Below are 18126 nucleotides of genomic sequence, written 5' to 3' on the forward strand. Positions count from 1 at the left end.
TGCATGCCTTGGTGCGAGGAACCCATGCCGCAACCCGCTTCACCCCCAGCGTCCACCGCGACCCCGCGTCGCCGGTTACACCGCCCTATTCTGCTTATCGTCGGCATTATGCTGATCGCGGCCAATTTGCGCGCCGCCCTGACCAGCGTCGGCCCGCTGCTGGAACAGATCCAGCAACAGCTGGCGTTGTCCGCCACCGCCGCCGGCCTGATCAATTCGCTGCCGCTGATCCTGTTCGCCATCCTCTCGCCGTTGACCCCGGCGCTGGCGAAACGCATCGGTATCGAGCGCACCCTGGGCCTCGCCCTCGCGCTGCTGATCTGCGGCATCGCCCTGCGCTCCCTGCCGCAAGACGCCATGCTATGGCCGGGCAGCATCCTGATCGGCGCCGCCATCGCCTTCGCCAACGTGGTGCTGCCGACGCTGGTGAAAAGAGATTTCCCACATCGCGCCGCCGCGATGATCGCCGCCTATGCGGCGGTGATGTCGCTGGTTGCCGCCATCGCTTCCGGTCTGGCCGTGCCGCTGGCTTCGCTGGCCGACCTTGGCTGGCGGTTCTCCTTGTTATGCTGGGGCTTGCCTGCGCTGTTGGCGCTGCTGGTGTGGTTGCCGCAACTGCGGCGCTCCGCCACTCCCGCCACTAAAGAGCCGCAGCCGACGGAGCCGCAACGCTATCGCTCTCCCTGGGGCAGCGCGCTGGGCTGGCAAGTGGCGATGTTCATGGGGCTGCAATCGATCGCCTTCTACACCATCATCGGCTGGTTCAGCGCTTTTGCCGCCAGCCACGGCACCTCCGCTCAGCAGGCGGGTTTCGAACTGTTCGTTTACCAGGTGGTAGCGATCGTCGCCAACTTTGTCATGGTGGTGATTTTGCCGCGGGCGCGCGATCAGCGGGCGATAGCGTTGGGCAGCTCACTGCTGATCTTCATCGGCGTCGGGGGATTATTGGTGCAACCCGCCAGTTCACTGGTGTGGCTGACGTTTGCCGGGTTGGGGGCGGGGAGTTCGCTGGTGCTGGCGCTGTCGTTCTTTGGATTGCGCAGTCAGCATCATCATCAGGCGACGCTGCTGTCGGGTATGGCGCAATCCGTCGGTTATCTGTTGGCGGCGCTGGGGCCCACCCTATTCGGCCTGCTGCACGATCTGACGGAAGGCTGGCGCTTGCCGTTGATCGCCCTGCTGGGCCTGACCGTCTTGCAAATGCTGTTCGGCGCGCTGGCCGGCCGCAGCCGCGTGATCAGCTAACGCTGCGGCGCAATGGGGGACGCGCCGGCTCAGAGTCGGTGTCCTGCCATAAATCTTCAATAAAGGCGCGCTGCTCATCGCTCAGCACCCATGACGGCGGAATTTTGGACTGTGCGCGACGCTCAGCGCCCTCACGGTTTTTAGCCTGCTTTTTGTTCACGAATCGCCTTCCTGCTTAACCTGCTAACTCAGTAACCAATAAATCACGGCGGCGGTTAACAGCCAGAACAGCCCGCTACCGATAAACACACACAGCCATGCTCTACGTTTGATATCAGATCCATCCTTGCTCACCACAGCGCCCTCAACCAATAGATTAAACCATTCAAACGACAATTATCGATCTGTTTTAACGATCGATAAAGTCGTTTTTTCCTATGGAAATTTAAAAAACAGCTGCTAGCCATAGACCTGCATCACCGCCTCAGTAAGAACGGCACCGTGGATATCACTGTTATCGGCAGGCGATAACTTGAATTGATAGGCGAACGAACGTGCAGTGTGCCATATCTTTAAAGGTCAAAATTAAACCACTAGTAAATAATTCAACTATCAATTACTTGACTGGCCATAAGCCAAATCGGCAACAGACAGCGCTGAAGGCGGGGGATAAAATGAAGCGACGTACTGGGATCATGCGGAGAGAAGCGCCGGCCCGCTTTAGTCTCGCTCGGGCCGGTGTGAGTTAACCGATTCTGCTGACGGAATCCCGACTGGCGTGTTCACGCTCGCTGCCGGTCAGCTCACGTAAATGACCCGAGCGCATCTCAAGCAGCCGATCGGCGTGTTCGAAATAGTGATCGTCATGGCTGATGGCAAACACCGTTTTGCCCAGCGCGCGCAGTTCTGGCAACAGCTCGCGATAGAAAATGCGCCGGAATTGCGGATCCTGATCCGCGGCCCATTCATCCAACAGCAAGATATCGCGCTGTTCCGCCACGGCCAGCAGCAAAGCCAGACGCTTGCGCTGCCCCTGCGACAGTTGCGGGTTGGTCACCCTGGCGCCGTCGAACTGCAGTTTGCTTTTCATATTCAACCGCTCGAGCCAGCCGGCGACCAGTTCCGCATCGGGCTCGCCGCCTTCCGGCCCTTGCAAACGATCGAACTGATGAAAATCGGTGAAAATCGCCGAAAACAGCCGACGATAGCCCGGCATATCCGCCGCGCTCTGTGCGACGCCATCCAGAACGATGTGCCCGCTCACCGGCCGGTACAACCCGGTCAACAGCATCGCCAGCGTTGACTTGCCGCTGCCGTTGCCGCCGATCAAAAAGACCAGCTCGCCACGCCGCAGCGTCAGATTAAGCGGCCCGACGGCAAAACCGGGCTGTTGCTCCGTATCGGCATAGTGAAAAACCACGTCGCGCAGCTCCAGCGTCTGCCAGGAACGGCCTGCGGCGGCAGGAAACGCCGGTTGGTACTCGGCCAGGCGCAGCATCTTCAGCTTGTTGAAGGCGACTTCGGCGCTGACCAGCGTCGGAAACGCCCCGACCGCCTGCAGTAATGGCGTGCGCAAGAACAGCAGCGTCAGGGAATACGTGGCGGCCACCGCCGAGTCCGCCCATCCCAGGCTGTTAGCCATAAAGAACACCAGTCCGATCGCCCCCAACATCATGATATTTGACCAGTTGAGCGCACTCAAATGGAAGGTATCGGCGCGAATGATATGGTGGCGGTAAGCTTGCGCATCGGGTTGATAGGTCTGTTCGTACAGCGCCTGCGCTCGCTTGCGGTTTAACGTCAGCTCCTTGCGACCGTCAATCACCGATTCGTAATGATGATAGAGGCGCTCTTCCGACTCGCGCAAACTGGCCATATGGCGATAAACCCGCGAGACCAGGCAGCCGCTGCCCACCACGGTGACGGCGACCCACACCGCCGTCACCGCCAGCATTTTCGGCGATAGCCACCCCAGATAGGCCGCCGACCCCAGGGTTAAAATCACCCCTTGCACCAGTTCGGGCAAGCGCACGAAGGCGACGGTGATATTGCGGACATCGCTGGAGAGGCTGGCCAACAATGAGGCGCTGCCTAACTGTTCAAGGCGTTCAATATCGGTATCCAGGATGCGCTTCACTAACTGCCCGCGCAGACGGTAGACGAAGTAATGGCCCAATGTCGTCAGCGCCAATTGCGATCCCAGCGTGACCGCCATCAGCAATGCCAGCAGGGCGAGAAACATCGGCAGCACAGCCAATGCATCGCCGCCGGCCTCCATCAGGTATTGATTGATAAACGCAATGATACCGATGCCCAAGCCGGCGCTGGTCATGGTCAATGCCATAACCGCCAGAAATGACCAACGATACTGGTGATAAACCACCCGTAGCAGTTCCATGAAAAAACCTCTGAAGTCGCGATCTGGCAGGCATTGTAAGCGGCGCGAGAATGAGATCAAGACGAATTCTCATTGTTCGCGCAGCCTCTGATTTCGACGCCAAGGGCATTTTGATGATTGCTTATTGAAACGAGAGACTTACACTGGCGCCACTTGCCGCTGAAGGGAACAGCCGATTATGCTCGCCACTCACGAATACGCCAACGACCTGATTCTGTTTGCCCTGATTGTCGACTGCGGCTCGTTCAGCAAAGCCGCGGAGAGCGCCGGCATCACCAGCTCGGTGGTCAGCAAACGCATCGGGCGGTTGGAAAAATCGCTGGGCGCCCGCCTGTTGTACCGCACCACCCGCAGCCTGACGCTGACCGAAAGCGGCCAGGCGCTCTACCAGCAGGCCAAAGAGATCGGCGCCAAAGTGCAGGAGGCGCTGTACGCCGTCAGCGAAAAGAGCGAAGAGTTGACCGGCACCATCCGCATGTCGGTGCCGACCATTTCGGGCGAGCTGCTGCTGAGCGAAAGCGTGGCGGAATTTTGCGCCCTGCATCCCAGCCTGAAGGTCGAAATGCGGCTGGAAAACCGCTTCGTCGATCTGGTGGAAGAAGGCATCGATCTGGCGATCCGTACCGGGACAATGCCGGACTCCAGCCTGATTGCCCGGCCGATCTTCGATTCCCGCTGGGTGATCGTCTGCTCGCCGGGCTACCTGGAAAGCCACCCGGAACCGCGCAGCGCCGACGATCTGCTGAGCCACAACTGCCTGACCTACACCTACCAAGAGAGCGGCACCGCCAACTGGCTGATGAAGCGGCCGGGCCGCAACGGCATCTACGAGCTGCAGGTTAACGGCAACCTGTCGGCCAACAATGCGCGGGCGATCCGCAAAGCGGTGATCGGCGGCCACGGCATCGCCATGGTGCCGCGCTGCATGGTGTATGAAGATTTGCAGGACGGTAAACTGACGGAGATCCTGGCCGGCCACTGCGGCAAAGTGCTGGGCATTTACGCCGTTTATCCTTATACCCGCAATCTGCCGTTAAAAACCCGTCTGCTGATCGAACATATCATCGGTTCCTACCAAAATATCAGCCATTATTTTTGAGTTTTCCTCTCGGATTATTTCCCCGCTACCGCAAAAGACCGCGGGGATTACGGCATTTTTGGACATAATCTATTGAACATTACCGCCTAATTAATGTGAGCTCGCGCACTTACCGCACATCCATAATCCCTATCATACTGATTTTAAATCAATTAATTTAACCTCTTCTACCGGCGTTTTTCCCTGCGCCGACGCCGTTCGCCGATGTTAAAAAATTACCGCATGGCATCATCGCCAACGTTGTGATTAGAATGAAAATGTTGCGGTAATTAACCTTTCAGCTACATCTCTCTGCCCATAAAAATAATAACCCTGAGGATCTTATGCCCCTGCTTTTCAGTATTGCGCCCATCATCCTGCTGATTTGGATGATGACCAAAAGGAATGGCGTGCCCTCTTACCTCGCCCTGCCGCTGACGGCCGCCGTGGTGTATGCCGTACAGCTCCTGTGGTTCGATGCCTCGCTGCGGCTGCTGCATGCCAATATCATCACCGCGCTGGTGTCGACGCTGACGCCGATCACCATCATTGCCGGCGCCATCCTGCTCAACAAACTGATGCAGGTAAGCGGCGCGGAAAACGTGGTGCGCCGCTGGCTGGAAACCATCAGCCCCAATCCCGTGGCCCAACTGATGATTATCGGCTGGGCATTCGCCTTTATGATCGAGGGCGCCAGCGGCTTCGGCACACCGGCCGCCATCGCCGCGCCGATTCTGGTCGGGCTGGGCTTCAACCCGCTGCGCGTCGCCCTGCTGACGCTGGTGATGAACTCGGTGCCGGTCTCCTTCGGCGCCGTAGGCACCCCCACCTGGTTCGGCTTTGCCAACCTCGGCCTGTCGGACGCCAGCCTGCTGGAGATCGGCCGGCAAACCGCGCTGATCCACGTTGTCGCCGGCTTCGTCATTCCTCTGCTGGCGCTGCGCTTTATCGTTTCCTGGCAGGATATCCGCCGCAACCTGCCGTTTATCCTGCTCAGCGTGCTGAGCTGCACCCTGCCCTATCTGCTGCTGGCCCAGGTGAACTATGAGTTCCCGGCGCTGGTCGGCGGCGCGATCGGCCTGGCGCTGTCGGTGCTGCTGGCGCGCGGTGGCATCGGCCTCGCCCGCGGCGACAAACCGCAGAGCGCCGCGCAGGCGGTGCCGTTCATGCAGGTGGTCAAGGCCATGACCCCGACCCTGCTGCTGATTGCTATTCTGATAGTGACGCGCGTCCACCAGTTGGGCCTCAAGGCGCTGCTCAACAACACCGCGCTGCTGTGGCAGGAAAACCTCGGCTGGCTCGGGGAGCTGCGCATCAGCCGGGCGCTGATCGTCGAACTGCAGCAGGTGCTGGGCACCGCCGCCGCCGCCGGCTACAAAACGCTGTATGTCCCGGCGCTGATCCCGTTCCTGTTGGTGGTGCTGCTGTGTATTCCGCTGTTCCGTCTGAATGGCGGCCAGGTGCGGCAAATGTTCAGCGAAACCGGCGGGCGCATCGCGCGGCCCTTTATCGCCCTGTTCGGCGCGCTGGTGATGGTTAACCTGATGATGCAGGGCGACGACAACGCGCCGGTGATCCTGATCGGTAAAGCGCTGGCGGCGCTGACCGGCGACAGCTGGCTGCTGTTCTCGTCGTTCCTCGGCGCGTTGGGCTCGTTCTTCTCCGGCTCCAATACCGTTTCGAACCTGACGTTCGGCGGCATTCAGCAGTCGATCGCCCAGAGCAGCGGTCTTGATGTCAACCTGACGCTGGCATTGCAGTCCGTCGGCGGCGCCATGGGCAACATGGTGTGCCTGAACAACATTATCGCGGTCTGTTCGATCCTCGGGATCGGCAACGCCGAAGGCAAAATCATCAGAAGGACCGTACTGCCGATGCTGGCGTACGGCGGGATTGCGGCCGGTATGGCAACGATCCTCACGCTCTGACCGAACACTCGTTATCGCAAGCAAGACAAGAAGGTAAACACTATGATCATCTCCGCGTCAACCGACTACCGGGCCGCCGCCCAGGCCAAACTGCCGCCGTTTCTGTTTCACTATATCGACGGCGGGGCCTACGCGGAGCATACGCTGAAGCGCAATACCGCAGATCTGGCCGATATTGCCTTGCGCCAGCGCGTGCTGCGCAATATGTCCGAACTCAGCCTGGAGACTACGTTGTTCGGCGAGCAGCTGGCGATGCCGGTGGCGCTGGGGCCGGTGGGGCTGACCGGCATGTACGCCCGCCGCGGCGAAGTGCAGGCCGCGCGCGCCGCGGCCAAAAAAGGCATCCCGTTCACGCTGTCCACCGTGTCGGTCTGCCCGATCGAAGAGGTGGCGCCGGCGATCGATCGGCCGATGTGGTTCCAGCTCTACGTGCTGAAAGATCGCGGCTTTATGCGCAACGCGCTGGAGCGCGCCAAAGCCGCCGGCGTGAAAACGCTGGTGTTTACCGTCGACATGCCGGTGCCCGGCGCCCGTTACCGCGACGCCCACTCGGGGATGAGCGGCCCCAACGCCGCCCTGCGCCGCGTGCTGCAGGCGTTTACCCATCCGCAGTGGGCCTGGGATGTCGGCCTGTTCGGCAAGCCGCACGATCTGGGCAACGTCTCGGCCTACCGCGGTAAACCGACCAGCCTGGAAGATTACATCGGCTGGCTGGGCGCCAACTTCGATCCGTCGATTTCCTGGAAAGATCTGGAGTGGATCCGCGAGTTCTGGGACGGCCCGATGATCATCAAAGGCATTCTGGATCCGGAAGACGCCAAAGACGCGGTGCGCTTCGGCGCCGATGGCATCATCGTCTCCAACCACGGCGGCCGCCAACTGGACGGCGTGCTGTCGACCGCGCGCGCCATGCCGGCGATCGCCGACGCGGTGAAAGGCGACATCACCCTGCTGGCCGACTCCGGCATCCGCAGTGGCCTGGACGTGGTGCGCATGATCGCGCTGGGCGCCGACAGCGTGCTGCTGGGGCGCGCCTTCGTCTATGCGCTGGCGGCGGCCGGCGAAGCCGGGGTGGCTAACTTGCTGGATCTGATCGACAAAGAGATGCGCGTCGCCATGACGCTCACCGGCGCGAAAACCATTGCGGAGATCAACGCCGGATCGCTGGTCAGAAACGCCTGAATCAAAGCGGCTGTACCCCTTCCGGGTAGGCGTTGTAGCTCATCTTGCTGATGAACGCCCCGGCCGGTGACACCAACACCCGGCCGGCGGCGTCCAACCCGAGGAAGGTGCCGGTGCAGCGCCCGGAGACAAAGTCGAAGAAGAACACCGAGCACACCGGGATAATCTTTTCCCGGAAGGTGAACAGGAACATCTCGTCCTCAAACTTGTAGTAAGTGGCGTAGTCCATGTCGCCGTGGCCGAATTGTTCGCCGCGCAGGTTTTGCCAGGCGTAGCGCTCGGTGTTGACGTAGAAGTGTTCGTAATAGTGGTTGGGGCTGTAGACATTCAGCGTGCGATAACCGATCAGCTCGCGGGTCAGATGCGGCGCGACGCCGCCCGGCGTGACGCCGGCAATCTGCCCAACGTGGAAGCTTTGCTTGAGGCGGGATCCCTTTTCCACCGTTTGCTCGGGCAGCAACGTGCTGCGCACCAGCAGCGCCCGGCCGCTGTCGCGGTTGAGCACCAGCGTCAGGCATTCGTTGCCCGGCGTCTGCAGCGGAATATTGAAGAAATAGCGCGCGGCGGAGGTTTGCACCTCTTCGTAAGCGTCCTCGCCGCTCTCCCCGCCCCAGGCCCACAGCACCCGCTGCCGATCGGCGCTGAAACGCAGCGTGATTTCCCCGCCGCCTTCAAAGGCGATCTGCAACGTTTTGCCGCGCCAGTCCTGAGTGCCCGGCAGCCGGTTGGTGTCGATGCCGCGCGCGAAATCGTCGTAATTCTTCCAGTCCGGTTCGGCATTTTGATTCAGTACGGATGGTTCTGCTGACATCTTCGCTCTCCTTGATTGAATGGGATGAAAATCGCCTCAGACGTCAGCGACGCCCGCCGGTTTCACCGCTCGGCGGTTCACCACGGCAGGGGCGGTTTCATCGAGAAAACAACTCAGTACCCCGGCGCACACGGCGCCGGCGGCCGCGAGCCACATCACGCTGACCAGCCCGTAGCGATCGGCGATCAGCCCGGCGATAAACGGCGCCAGGCAGCCGCCAATCACCTCGCCAATCCCCATCACCAGCCCCAACGCGGTAGCGATGCGGGCCGGCGACACCGTTTCAGACGGGATGGTGGCCATAAACAGCGTGAAACAGCCAAGGCCGGTATAAGACAGGAACACCAGCACGCCCAGCAGCCACGGATTATCGACGTAGCTCAGAAACAGCGGGCAGCACACCGCCAGCAGCGAAAAGAAGATCAGCGTCGGCTTGCGGCCGAAGCGATCGGAGATCGCCGGCACCGCCACGCCCCAGAATACCCAAGCGGCGCCGATGGCGCTCATGATGCCGCCCATCGTGCCTTCGCCGAAGCCGCGGTCGGTCACCAAAAAGTTGGGGGTGAAGGTAATGATGATCATGAACCAGGTGACGAACACACAGGAGATTAGAATGCACAGCGCCACGTTCTTGATTTTGAACAGCTCGCCGTAAGCACCTTTGTTCGCCGCCTTGTCGGCCGCCGGCGCGGCGCTGAAAGCGGGATCCTTCTTGCCGTTCACATAGCGATAGATCAGCCACGCCAGAATGACGCCCGGCACGGCGGTCAGGTGAAACGCCATGCTCCAGCCCCACTTCTGCGCCAGATAGATGATCAGCGGCGGCGCGATAATGCCGCCCAGCAGCCCCGGCGCCGCGCCCTGAATCAATCCCATGTTGAAACCGCGGCGCTGCGGCTGCGATTTTTCCACCATCAACGACTGTGCGATCGGCAATACCGGCCCTTCGGCGATCCCCATCAACGCTCGGAAGATCAATAGCATGGCAAAGCCGCTGACCAACCCCGACAGCGCGGAGAACAGCGAAAACACCAGGATCGACAAGATCAGCATCGGTTTACGGATATTAAAACGATCGGCTATCGCCCCCAGCCCGGCGCCAGACAGCGCCCAGGTTAACGCCAGCACCGCCGACAGGGTGCCGAGATGCACGTTGCTGAGCTTGAGGTCGGCGGCAATCATCGGAAACAGAAACGAGATGGTCAGACGATCGACGAACACGCAGCCGAAAACGAAAAATAAAATAATCAGCAACCGGTTCTCTTCACTTAATGCGCTGCGAGTCTCTGGCGATGTATTCATAGCGTCATGTGTCCATAAGTTAACTTATGAATGGCAAGCCGCCATGGCATAAGTGTGTTAAGCGCACGGCCAAGAGAGATATTGGCCCTCCGTCACGACAACAACTCATTAACATGTTAATGACATAAAATTATCGTAAGCCGGCGGTCTGTCAACCGGCGCTTTCTTAGAGACGAATGAAGTTTTTATTCGGTACTATTTCAAAATCGCATTATCACAAAAATATATTTTACCCCTCTGTTTTTACAGACAATAAAATAATAACGGGTATTTTTCTTCGGTTAAAAATGCCTATTCCCACGCCATTTGCGAATAATCTCAACGATCACTCTTCAGGCTTATTAATTTTTTATCCGTATTGAATGAACGCTGGGGAATATTCAGTTTTACTTTTATCTATTGAATCATTTCGTTTTATTTTATTGCCGCACAACAAACTAACTCTTATGAGGGAAAGGCTATTGGCAGGGTTACATAATTTTATCTGGACAATAGCAAAAGCGCAGAGCGTGACGTAAATCACGGCAATCATGCCGTATCCTGCAAAGCAATTATGCTCGCAACAGCAATTATCTATTGCGATTAGGGCTGTTTATCTCAATTTAGCGCCATGCAACACTTCGGGCCATCGTTCGACACCGCGCCGCAAGGCCTGAGACGGAGTGACACATGAGCATCGAAAGACTAACCCGGGAGCCGCTTTCCATCGGCATCGAGTTGCCGCTGGACAACGATTGGTCCACCAGCGGGCAGCTGAAACGCCAGCAGGACGGGCGACCGTTCGGCGTGCCGGACATGAGCGAACACGCTGCGCGCATCAAGCTGGCCGATGAGCTCGGCTTTCGCGCCGCCTGGGTTCGCGACGTGCCGCTGTACGATCCGGACTTCGGCGACGCCGCGCAGGTGTTTGAGACCTTTACCTACCTCGGCTACCTGTCCAGCCTGACGCGCAATATTCTGCTGGGCACCGCGGCCGTGGTGCTGCCGCTGCGCCAGCCGTGGCTGGTGCGCAAAGCGGCTTCCACGCTGCAAACGCTGAGCGGCGATCGTCTGCTGCTCGGCGTCGCCAGCGGCGATCGCCCCGTGGAGTACCCGCTGTTCGGCGCCGATTACGCCGCGCGCGGTGAAAACTTCCGCACCAGCGTCGGCATTCTCAAAGGGGAAGCCGACAGCGCGCTCCAGCCTGGATTGCGCCTGCTGCCGGCCACGCCGCCGCCGCCGCTGCTGGTCGCCGGGTTGGCGCAGCAAACGCCCGAGTGGGTGGGCAAAAATATGGATGGCTGGCTGTCGTATCCCGGCACGCCTGCGGACCACGTTTCGCGAGTCAAACTCTGGCGCAACGTAGCCGGTGACAAGCCTTACGTCAGCTTTATTCATCTCGACCTCACCGATAACGCCGACGCGCCGATTCAGCGCCATCGCTTCGGCATCAAGAGCGGCCGTAATGGATTGATTCAGGAACTGAGCGCCATGCGTGACGCCGGAGTCAACCACATCGGCCTGCATTTCCGCCGCAACCAGCGGCCGCTGGAAGAGACGATGCAGGAGATCGGTCAACTGGTGTTGCCGGAATTCCATCGCGCCTGACGCCCGCTTTAGCCCGCTATTCCGACCTGAGCTGGTCTTTGCCCCGTTACCGGGGCTTTTTTATTTCCGCCGCTGCTATTTCATAGCAACTCAGTCTAATCCCTGCAGCCAAACGGCGGCATGATGACGGGGAAACGAGCCACCATGAGGAATGAGCAATGACGGCAAAACTGACAGAAGCAGGCTTTTGGCGCAAAACCGCCGACTCTTCATCGCTGCGCGAGCCGCGCGTGCTGATCCGGGTCTACGTCAACGAAGGTGAAATTGACCGCGCCATCGCGTTTTACGAGCAGCTGCACGGCGTGGAAGCGGATATGCGTTTCGACTTTCCCGCGCATCGGCTGGTGCTGGCGGCGGTGGGGCCGTTTCTGATCCTGGAAGGCTCGGAAGAAAGCCTGCGCCCTTTCCGCAGCACCGTCGGCACGCTGCTGGTCGATGACATTTATCCCTACCATCAGCGGCTGCTGGCCGCCGGAGCCGATATCTTCTTTGGCCCGGTGGAAGTGCCCACCGGCGCCTGTTTCAATGCCCGCCTGCCGGACGGCACGATTATCGAATACGTGCATCACCGGCCGCGCACGGACGAATAAACCGCCTCAGGGGAGCGCCGGCGTCATGGCGTAACCGCGCAGATCCTTGCGCAGGCTGACCATGTACAACACGATCACCGCCGAGAACGGCAGGCCGCACAGCACCACCGCAGTCTGCATCGCGCTGAAACTGCCGGCGTACAGCAACCCGGCGCAGATCAACGTGGTGACCGCCGCCCAAAATACCCGCAGCCAGGCCGGCGCGTCATCGTGGGCGGAACCGCCCTGGCAGGAGAGGTTCGCTATCATCAGCGTGCCGGAATCGACCGGCGTCAGGAACAGCACGAAACTGATCGCCACCACAAAACCGGCGGTCAGCTGGGTATAGGGCAGGTATTCGAACAGCTTGAACACCGCCATCGGCGGATCGCTTTGCGCCACCTGCCCGAGGATCGCCTGCCCGCCTTCCAACACCAGGCTGATGGCGGTATTGCCGAAGATCGACAGCCACGCCAGCGTGAAGCCCAACGGGATCAGCAACACGCCGAAGATCAGTTCACGAATGGTGCGCCCTTTGGAGATGCGCGCGATGAACAGCCCGACAAACGGCGCCCACGCCACCCACCAGGCCCAATAGAATAACGTCCAGGCGCCCTGCCACTGGCGCGCCTTGCCGTACAAATACATATCGAAGCTGCGGCTGACCAGCGAAGTGAGATAATCACCGAGGTTCTGCAACATGCCGTTGAGCAGATTCAGCGTCGGGCCGGCCAGAAACACGAACAGCAGCAACAGGCACAGGAAGCCGACGTTGATGTTCGACAGCATGGCAATGCCCTTCTCGACGCCGGTGACCGCCGCCAGCGTGGCCACCACCATCATCACCACGATCAGCGCCAGCAGCACGCCGGTGCTTTGCGGAATGTCGAACAGATAAAACAGCCCCGAGTTCACCAGCAGCGCGCCGATCCCCAGGTTGGTCACCATCGAAATCACCGTCACCAGAATGCCGAAACTGTCCACCAGATGGCCGGCGCCGCCGTGGATGCGCTCGCCGAAGATCGGGTATAACGCAGAGCGCAGCGCCAACGGCAGGCCGCGGCAATAGGCGAAATAGGCCAGCGCGGTGGCGATCAGCGCATACAGCGCCCAACCGTGCAGCCCCCAGTGCAAAAAGGTGAGCGCCATCGCCTGCCGCGCCGCCTGCACGGTGCCGCCGCTGCCTTCCGGTGGCGACAGGAAGTGATCCAGCGGTTCGTAGGCGCCGTAGTACACCAGCGCAATGCCGATGCCCGACGAGAACAGCATCGCCACCCACGAGGGATAGCTGAACTGCGGCGGTTCGTCATCCTGGCTGAGGCGAATATGGCCGAAGCGCGACAGCGCCAGCCAGAAGACGAACACCATGCAGGCGACCATCAACAGCATGTAGTACCAGCCGAACACGTCGGCGACCCAGCTTTGCGCGGCGTTCAACCACTGTTTGCTGGCAGCGGGAAACAGCACGACCAGCGATCCCAGCAGCAGGATCACCGCCGCCGAGCCGAAAAATACCGGAACATTCAATCTGACAGGTTCTTCGTCAAGCGATGGAGGAGTTTTTGTTGTCATTGGCAGGCTTCCATGATGCGAAAGACAGACGATTTAAATGCAACTTTTAATTAACATTCTATCGTCATTTATTTGACATTTTCGCAGCATATAGAGTATTGATTGACCGTTCAATCAATCAAATTCAAAGTGTGATTTGCCTATCAGTTGGGGAAAATATGTACCGCAGAGACATTCCTGAGCAGCGTAAGGAGCAGTTGATTAACGCCGCCTTCGAGACCATAAACGTCGTCGGGCTGGCCGGCGTCACTCTCTCTCAGGTCGCGAAAGAAGCCGGGCTGTCGACCGGCATCGTCAGCCACTATTTTGGCGATAAAGAGGGGTTGCTGAGCGCCACCATGCGCAAGATCCTGCGCGATCTGCGCGACGCGGTGGCCGAGTGCCGCGCGCAAGCGGCGAGCGACAGCCAGTCACAGCTGTTCGCCATTATCCAGGGCAACTTCCACCCCAGCCAAACCAACGCCGTGTCCATGCGCGCCTGGCTCGACTTCTGGGCCGCCAGCATGCATCAGCCGGTGCTGCGCCGCCTGCAGCGCGCCAACGATCGGCGGCTCTATTCCAATATTTGCAGCCAGTTCCGCCGCGAGCTGCCGCTGCAGCAGGCGCGCGACGCGGCGCGCGGGCTGGCGGCGATGATCGATGGGCTTTGGCTGCGCGGCAGCCTGGCCGGCGACGAGACAGACCTAAAACAGGACTGCCGCATCGCCTGCGACTACGTGGCGCAGCGGCTCAACGCCGCCCAGCAGCAGGGGTGAACGTGAACGGCGGCTCCATCAGTGCGGTTCCTGCTCTTCACTGTACTGGGTTTGCCACATGGCGGCGTAGCGGCCGTTCGCGGCCAGCAACGCCTCGTGCCCCCCGCGCTCGACGATCTCCCCCGCCTCCAGCACGATAATTTCATCGGCGTCCACCACGGTGGAGAGCCGATGAGCGATCACCAGCGTGGTGTGGTTGCGGCTCACCTCGCGCAGGTGCCCCTGGATTTCGCGCTCGGTCTGGGTATCCAACGCGCTGGTCGCCTCGTCAAACACCAGGATGGCCGGATTTTTCAGAATGGTGCGAGCAATCGCCACCCGCTGCTTTTCCCCGCCCGACAGCTTCAGCCCGCGCTCACCCACCCGGGTGTCGTAACCGTCGGGCAGACCGACGATAAAATCATGGATATGCGCCAGCCGCGCCGCCCGCTCGATTTCTTCATCGCTGGAGCCGGTTTTGCCGTAACCGATGTTATAACGCAACGTATCGTTGAACAGCACCGTATCCTGCGGCACGATGCCGATCGCCTGCCGCAGGCTGGCCTGGGTCAGTTGGCGAATGTCCTGGCCGTCGAGGGTAATGGCGCCCCCCTGCACGTCGTAAAAGCGAAACAGCAGGCGCGACAGCGTGGACTTGCCCGCGCCGGAGGCGCCGACCACCGCCACCGTGTGGCCCGCCGGAATGGTAAAGCTCACCTGCTTGAGGATCGGCCGACGCGTGTCGTAACCGAAGCTGACCGCGTCGAACTTCACTTCGCCGCGATCGAGGCGCAGCGGCTGCGCATCCGGGCTATCGACGATCTCACGCGGTTCCTGCAGCAGATCGAACATGTTCTCCATGTCGATCAGCGCCTGGCGCACCTCGGAATAAATAAAGCCGAAGAAGTTCAGCGGCTGATACAGCTGCAGCAGATAGGCATTGACCAGCACGAAGTCGCCGACCGTCATCGTCCCCTGCGTAATGCCCTGCGCCGCCATGGTCATCATCACGATCAGTCCGATCGAAATAATGGCGGTTTGCCCCAGGTTGATCGCCGTAAAACTGAATTGGTTCTTGATGGCGGCGTATTCGTACAGCCGGCGCGAGAGGTCGAAACGCTCGGCCTCGAACTCTTCATTGCCGAAGTACTTCACGGTCTCATAGTTCAGCAGGCTGTCGATGGATTTGCTGTTGGCGTCGGCGTTGGCCTTGTTGAGCTCGCGGCGAAAGCGGGTGCGCCAGCTGACCGCCAACACGGTGAACAGGATGTAGCAGCCGACCGTCGTCAGGATCGCCAGCGCGAACCAGCCGTTCAGCATATGCCACATGATCGCCGTGACCAGCGTCAGCTCGAACAGGATCGGCACGATGGAGAACAGCAGCCGCGACAGCACCGTGGACACCGCCTGAGTGCCGCGCTCGATGGACAGCGACAATCCGCCGGTCTGGCGCTCCAGATGGAAACGCAGGCTCAGCGCATGCAGCTGGCGGAACACCCGCACGCCCAACAGGCGCGTGGCGTTCTGGCTGACGTGGATAAACATCACGTTGCGCAGTTCCTCAAACAGCGCGCCGCCCACCCGCGCCACGCCGTAGGCGACGATCAGCCCAAGCGGCACCGCCAGCATTTTCGCCGTCTCGCCGCTCAGCGCATCGACCATCGCTTTATAAGCCAGCGGCACCAGCGTGGTGCTGACCTTGGCCGCCACCATGAACACGAAGGCCACTACCAGATACCCCCGCAGCCGCGGGTTGTCTTTCGGCCACAGATAGGGCAGCAGGAATTTCAGCAAACGGGAACGATCCATCATGTAATATTCATCTTCTCGATCGGGATCGCGGCGCACAGCCGCGCGGGGTTATGAGTTTGGCCTGGCCGACGGCGAACGCCGCCCCCTCCCATTTTCCTGCGGCGACAACTCAGCATCATCCGTCAGGAGAAGCGGCGGCGGCTCGGGCAAAGTTCAGGCATGGAGGAGACAATCACATGACCCAGACGTATGCAAAGCGCTTTGCGCTGGTCTTTGACTATATCGACCGCCACCTGGACGAGGCGCTCACCGTCGAAAAACTGAGCGAAGTGGCCCACTTTTCGCGCTTTCACTTTCAACGCCAGTTTAGCGCGTATTGTGGCATCTCGGTGTGGCGTTATATCCAGTGGATGAGGCTCAAACGCGCCTCGTACCGCCTGGCGTATAACCCGCTGGAGCCGGTGATTGACATCGCGCTGGACGCCGGTTTTCAAAACCCGGAGTCCTTCAGCCGCGCCTTCAAACAGGCGTTCAGCCAAACGCCAAGCCAGTTTCGCAAACGGCCGGCCTGGATCGATTGGCAGCAGCGCTTTCCCGAGCCGAAACACAAAAGGAAACAACCCATGAAAGTAGACATTGTCGACTTCCCGGCCACGCCGGTGGCGATGATCGAACATCGCGGCCCGTCCGCGCTGGTCAACGAAACCGCCGCACGCTTTATCGAGTGGCGCAAAACCAGTGGCCTGTCGCCGGTCAGAAGCAGCCGCACTTACGGTATCGCACCGCACGATCCGGCCACCACCGAAGCGCAGGACTTCCGCTTCTTCATTTGCGGCGAGGTCACTGTGCCGATCCCGGAGGACAACGCCTTCGGCGTGGTGAACGGCACGCTGCCGGCCGGGCGCTGTGCGGTGCTGCGCCATCTCGGATCGCTGGATGGGCTCTCGGAAAGCGCCCGCTATCTTTACAGCGAGTGGTTGCCGGCCAGCGGCGAGGAGCTGCGCGATTTTCCGCTCTATTTCCACTACCACAACTTCGTGCACGAGGTGGCGGAATATGAACTGGTGACCGATCTTTATCTGCCGCTGAAATAGCTGACATCCGGCTCCGCAAGGAGCCGGATTGACGTTAACAGGACGGCGACGATCCCTGCGGCGGCAGATAGCGCTGCGGATCGAGCGCGGTGGCGCGATAGCGGATCTGGAAATGCAGGAACACCGAATCGGTGCCGGTGCTGCCCATAGTGCCAATCTTCTGCCCCGCTTTCACATCCTGGCCGTTGCGCACCAATGTAGTGTCGTTGTGCGCGTAGGCGGTAATAAAGTCTTCGCCGTGCTTAATCATGATCAGGTTGCCGTAGCCACGCAGTTGGTTGCCGACGTACACCACTTTGCCCTTGGCGGAAGCATAGATCGGCTGGCCGCGTTTACCGGCGATGTCGATGCCCTTGTTGCCGCCATCGGCATTGGAGTACGCCTGCGCGATCCGGCCGCTGGCCGGCCAGCGCCAACAGCGGGCGGCGCCCGGCGGCGGCGTTTGCTTGGCGATCGCGGAGGAAGACGTTTTACGGCGCGTGGCGGCGGTTTTGGTCGGCGCGCTGCCGCTCAGCCGCAGCTTTTGCCCCACTTCCAGGCTATAAGGCGGGCGTATCTTGTTGATTCTGGCCAGATCGCTGACTTCGCTGTCGGTGATCCAGGCGATGTAGTACAGCGTATCGCCCCGTTTGACGGTGTAGGACTTGCCGGTGTAGCTGCCCTTCGGCAGTTTGTCGTAGTCGCGGTTGTAGGTATTTTTACCCGAACACCCGGCCAACAATAGCCCCAATGTCAGACACACCGCGATGCGGCGCCACCTCGCCAGCTTGCTTCCTGTGCTCAAATCCTGTCCCCAATCGTCTTTTCGGTTCTGATACGCCTCAGCCGCACAGTGTAACATTTGCGCCGGGTCAGTCAAAAAGCGGGAAAGAGGCAACTATCGGAAAACAGCGGGCACGGAGGCCGCTGCGGCGCGATCGGCGGGAGGAAAATG

Annotated in this window: 16 protein-coding genes; 8 read left to right on the plus strand and 8 right to left on the minus strand. The window is 60.2% G+C overall.

Going from position 1 to position 18126, the window contains the following annotated elements; all coding sequences use genetic code 11:
• The first annotated feature begins 24 nt into the window (after positions 1-24).
• Complete coding sequence (locus J0F90_RS19685) at positions 25-1245, plus strand: CynX/NimT family MFS transporter (protein ID WP_033639495.1); 1221 nt, start codon at positions 25-27, stop codon at positions 1243-1245.
• On the opposite strand, the gene J0F90_RS19690 is transcribed toward J0F90_RS19685, so the two are convergent.
• From J0F90_RS19690 to J0F90_RS19700, 3 genes are all read right to left on the minus strand, one after another.
• Positions 1238-1405: a hypothetical protein gene (locus J0F90_RS19690; protein WP_016929940.1), complete on the minus strand. Its 168-nt coding sequence runs from the start codon at positions 1403-1405 to the stop codon at positions 1238-1240. The two genes, J0F90_RS19685 and J0F90_RS19690, sit on opposite strands and share 8 nt — an antisense overlap.
• Positions 1406-1428: 23 nt before the next feature.
• Positions 1429-1542: a YmiA family putative membrane protein gene (locus tag J0F90_RS19695; protein WP_049232362.1), complete on the minus strand. Its 114-nt coding sequence runs from the start codon at positions 1540-1542 to the stop codon at positions 1429-1431.
• Between the two features lie 388 nt (positions 1543-1930).
• On the minus strand, positions 1931-3583 hold the full coding sequence (locus J0F90_RS19700; RefSeq protein ID WP_033641360.1) for a multidrug ABC transporter permease/ATP-binding protein: 1653 nt from the start codon (positions 3581-3583) through the stop codon (positions 1931-1933).
• A gap of 178 nt (positions 3584-3761) precedes the next feature.
• Between J0F90_RS19700 and J0F90_RS19705 the strand changes: the two genes are divergently transcribed.
• From J0F90_RS19705 to lldD, 3 genes are all read left to right on the plus strand, one after another.
• Complete coding sequence (locus tag J0F90_RS19705; protein WP_033639493.1) at positions 3762-4682, plus strand: LysR family transcriptional regulator; 921 nt, start codon at positions 3762-3764, stop codon at positions 4680-4682.
• Between the two features lie 323 nt (positions 4683-5005).
• Positions 5006-6589, plus strand: coding sequence for an L-lactate permease (locus J0F90_RS19710; RefSeq protein ID WP_033639492.1), 1584 nt, complete (start codon positions 5006-5008; stop codon positions 6587-6589).
• A 42-nt stretch (positions 6590-6631) separates the two neighbouring features.
• Entirely contained in the window at positions 6632-7771 is a 1140-nt protein-coding gene (lldD, locus tag J0F90_RS19715) for an FMN-dependent L-lactate dehydrogenase LldD (RefSeq protein WP_033632193.1), read from the plus strand.
• A gap of 1 nt (position 7772) precedes the next feature.
• Here lldD and J0F90_RS19720 read toward each other — a convergent pair whose 3' ends face one another.
• Positions 7773-8582 (minus strand): MoaF C-terminal domain-containing protein, encoded by an 810-nt coding sequence (locus J0F90_RS19720; protein WP_016929945.1) that lies wholly within the window; start codon positions 8580-8582, stop codon positions 7773-7775.
• Between the two features lie 36 nt (positions 8583-8618).
• A complete protein-coding gene (locus tag J0F90_RS19725) occupies positions 8619-9884 on the minus strand; it encodes an MFS transporter (RefSeq protein ID WP_042705908.1) in 1266 nt (421 codons plus the stop codon).
• Positions 9885-10553: 669 nt separating this feature from the next.
• Here J0F90_RS19725 and J0F90_RS19730 point away from each other — a divergent pair.
• The gene (locus tag J0F90_RS19730) at positions 10554-11471 is read left to right on the plus strand and encodes a TIGR03571 family LLM class oxidoreductase (RefSeq protein WP_004931740.1); all 918 of its coding nucleotides are present in this window, start codon (positions 10554-10556) and stop codon (positions 11469-11471) included.
• A 158-nt stretch (positions 11472-11629) separates the two neighbouring features.
• A complete protein-coding gene (locus J0F90_RS19735) occupies positions 11630-12061 on the plus strand; it encodes a VOC family protein (protein WP_033639491.1) in 432 nt (143 codons plus the stop codon).
• Positions 12062-12067: 6 nt separating this feature from the next.
• Here the strand turns inward: J0F90_RS19735 and J0F90_RS19740 are convergent, their stop codons facing one another.
• Entirely contained in the window at positions 12068-13612 is a 1545-nt protein-coding gene (locus J0F90_RS19740; protein ID WP_033639490.1) for a BCCT family transporter, read from the minus strand.
• A 158-nt stretch (positions 13613-13770) separates the two neighbouring features.
• On the opposite strand from J0F90_RS19740, the gene betI reads away from it, so the two are divergent.
• Entirely contained in the window at positions 13771-14367 is a 597-nt protein-coding gene (betI, locus tag J0F90_RS19745) for a transcriptional regulator BetI (RefSeq protein ID WP_033639489.1), read from the plus strand.
• A gap of 18 nt (positions 14368-14385) precedes the next feature.
• Here betI and J0F90_RS19750 read toward each other — a convergent pair whose 3' ends face one another.
• The gene (locus tag J0F90_RS19750) at positions 14386-16155 is read right to left on the minus strand and encodes an ABCB family ABC transporter ATP-binding protein/permease (RefSeq protein WP_033641359.1); all 1770 of its coding nucleotides are present in this window, start codon (positions 16153-16155) and stop codon (positions 14386-14388) included.
• A 179-nt stretch (positions 16156-16334) separates the two neighbouring features.
• Here J0F90_RS19750 and J0F90_RS19755 point away from each other — a divergent pair, with 179 nt between their 5' ends.
• Positions 16335-17192, plus strand: a complete 858-nt coding sequence (locus J0F90_RS19755) for an AraC family transcriptional regulator (RefSeq protein WP_033639488.1) — start codon at positions 16335-16337, stop codon at positions 17190-17192.
• 34 nt (positions 17193-17226) lie between these two features.
• Here the strand turns inward: J0F90_RS19755 and actS are convergent, their stop codons facing one another.
• On the minus strand, positions 17227-17976 hold the full coding sequence (gene actS, locus J0F90_RS19760; protein WP_028127683.1) for an amidase activator ActS: 750 nt from the start codon (positions 17974-17976) through the stop codon (positions 17227-17229).
• Between the last annotated feature and the right edge of the window lie 150 nt (positions 17977-18126).

The sequence above is a fragment of the Serratia marcescens subsp. marcescens ATCC 13880 genome (assembly GCF_017299535.1).
GTDB lineage: Bacteria > Pseudomonadota > Gammaproteobacteria > Enterobacterales > Enterobacteriaceae > Serratia > Serratia marcescens.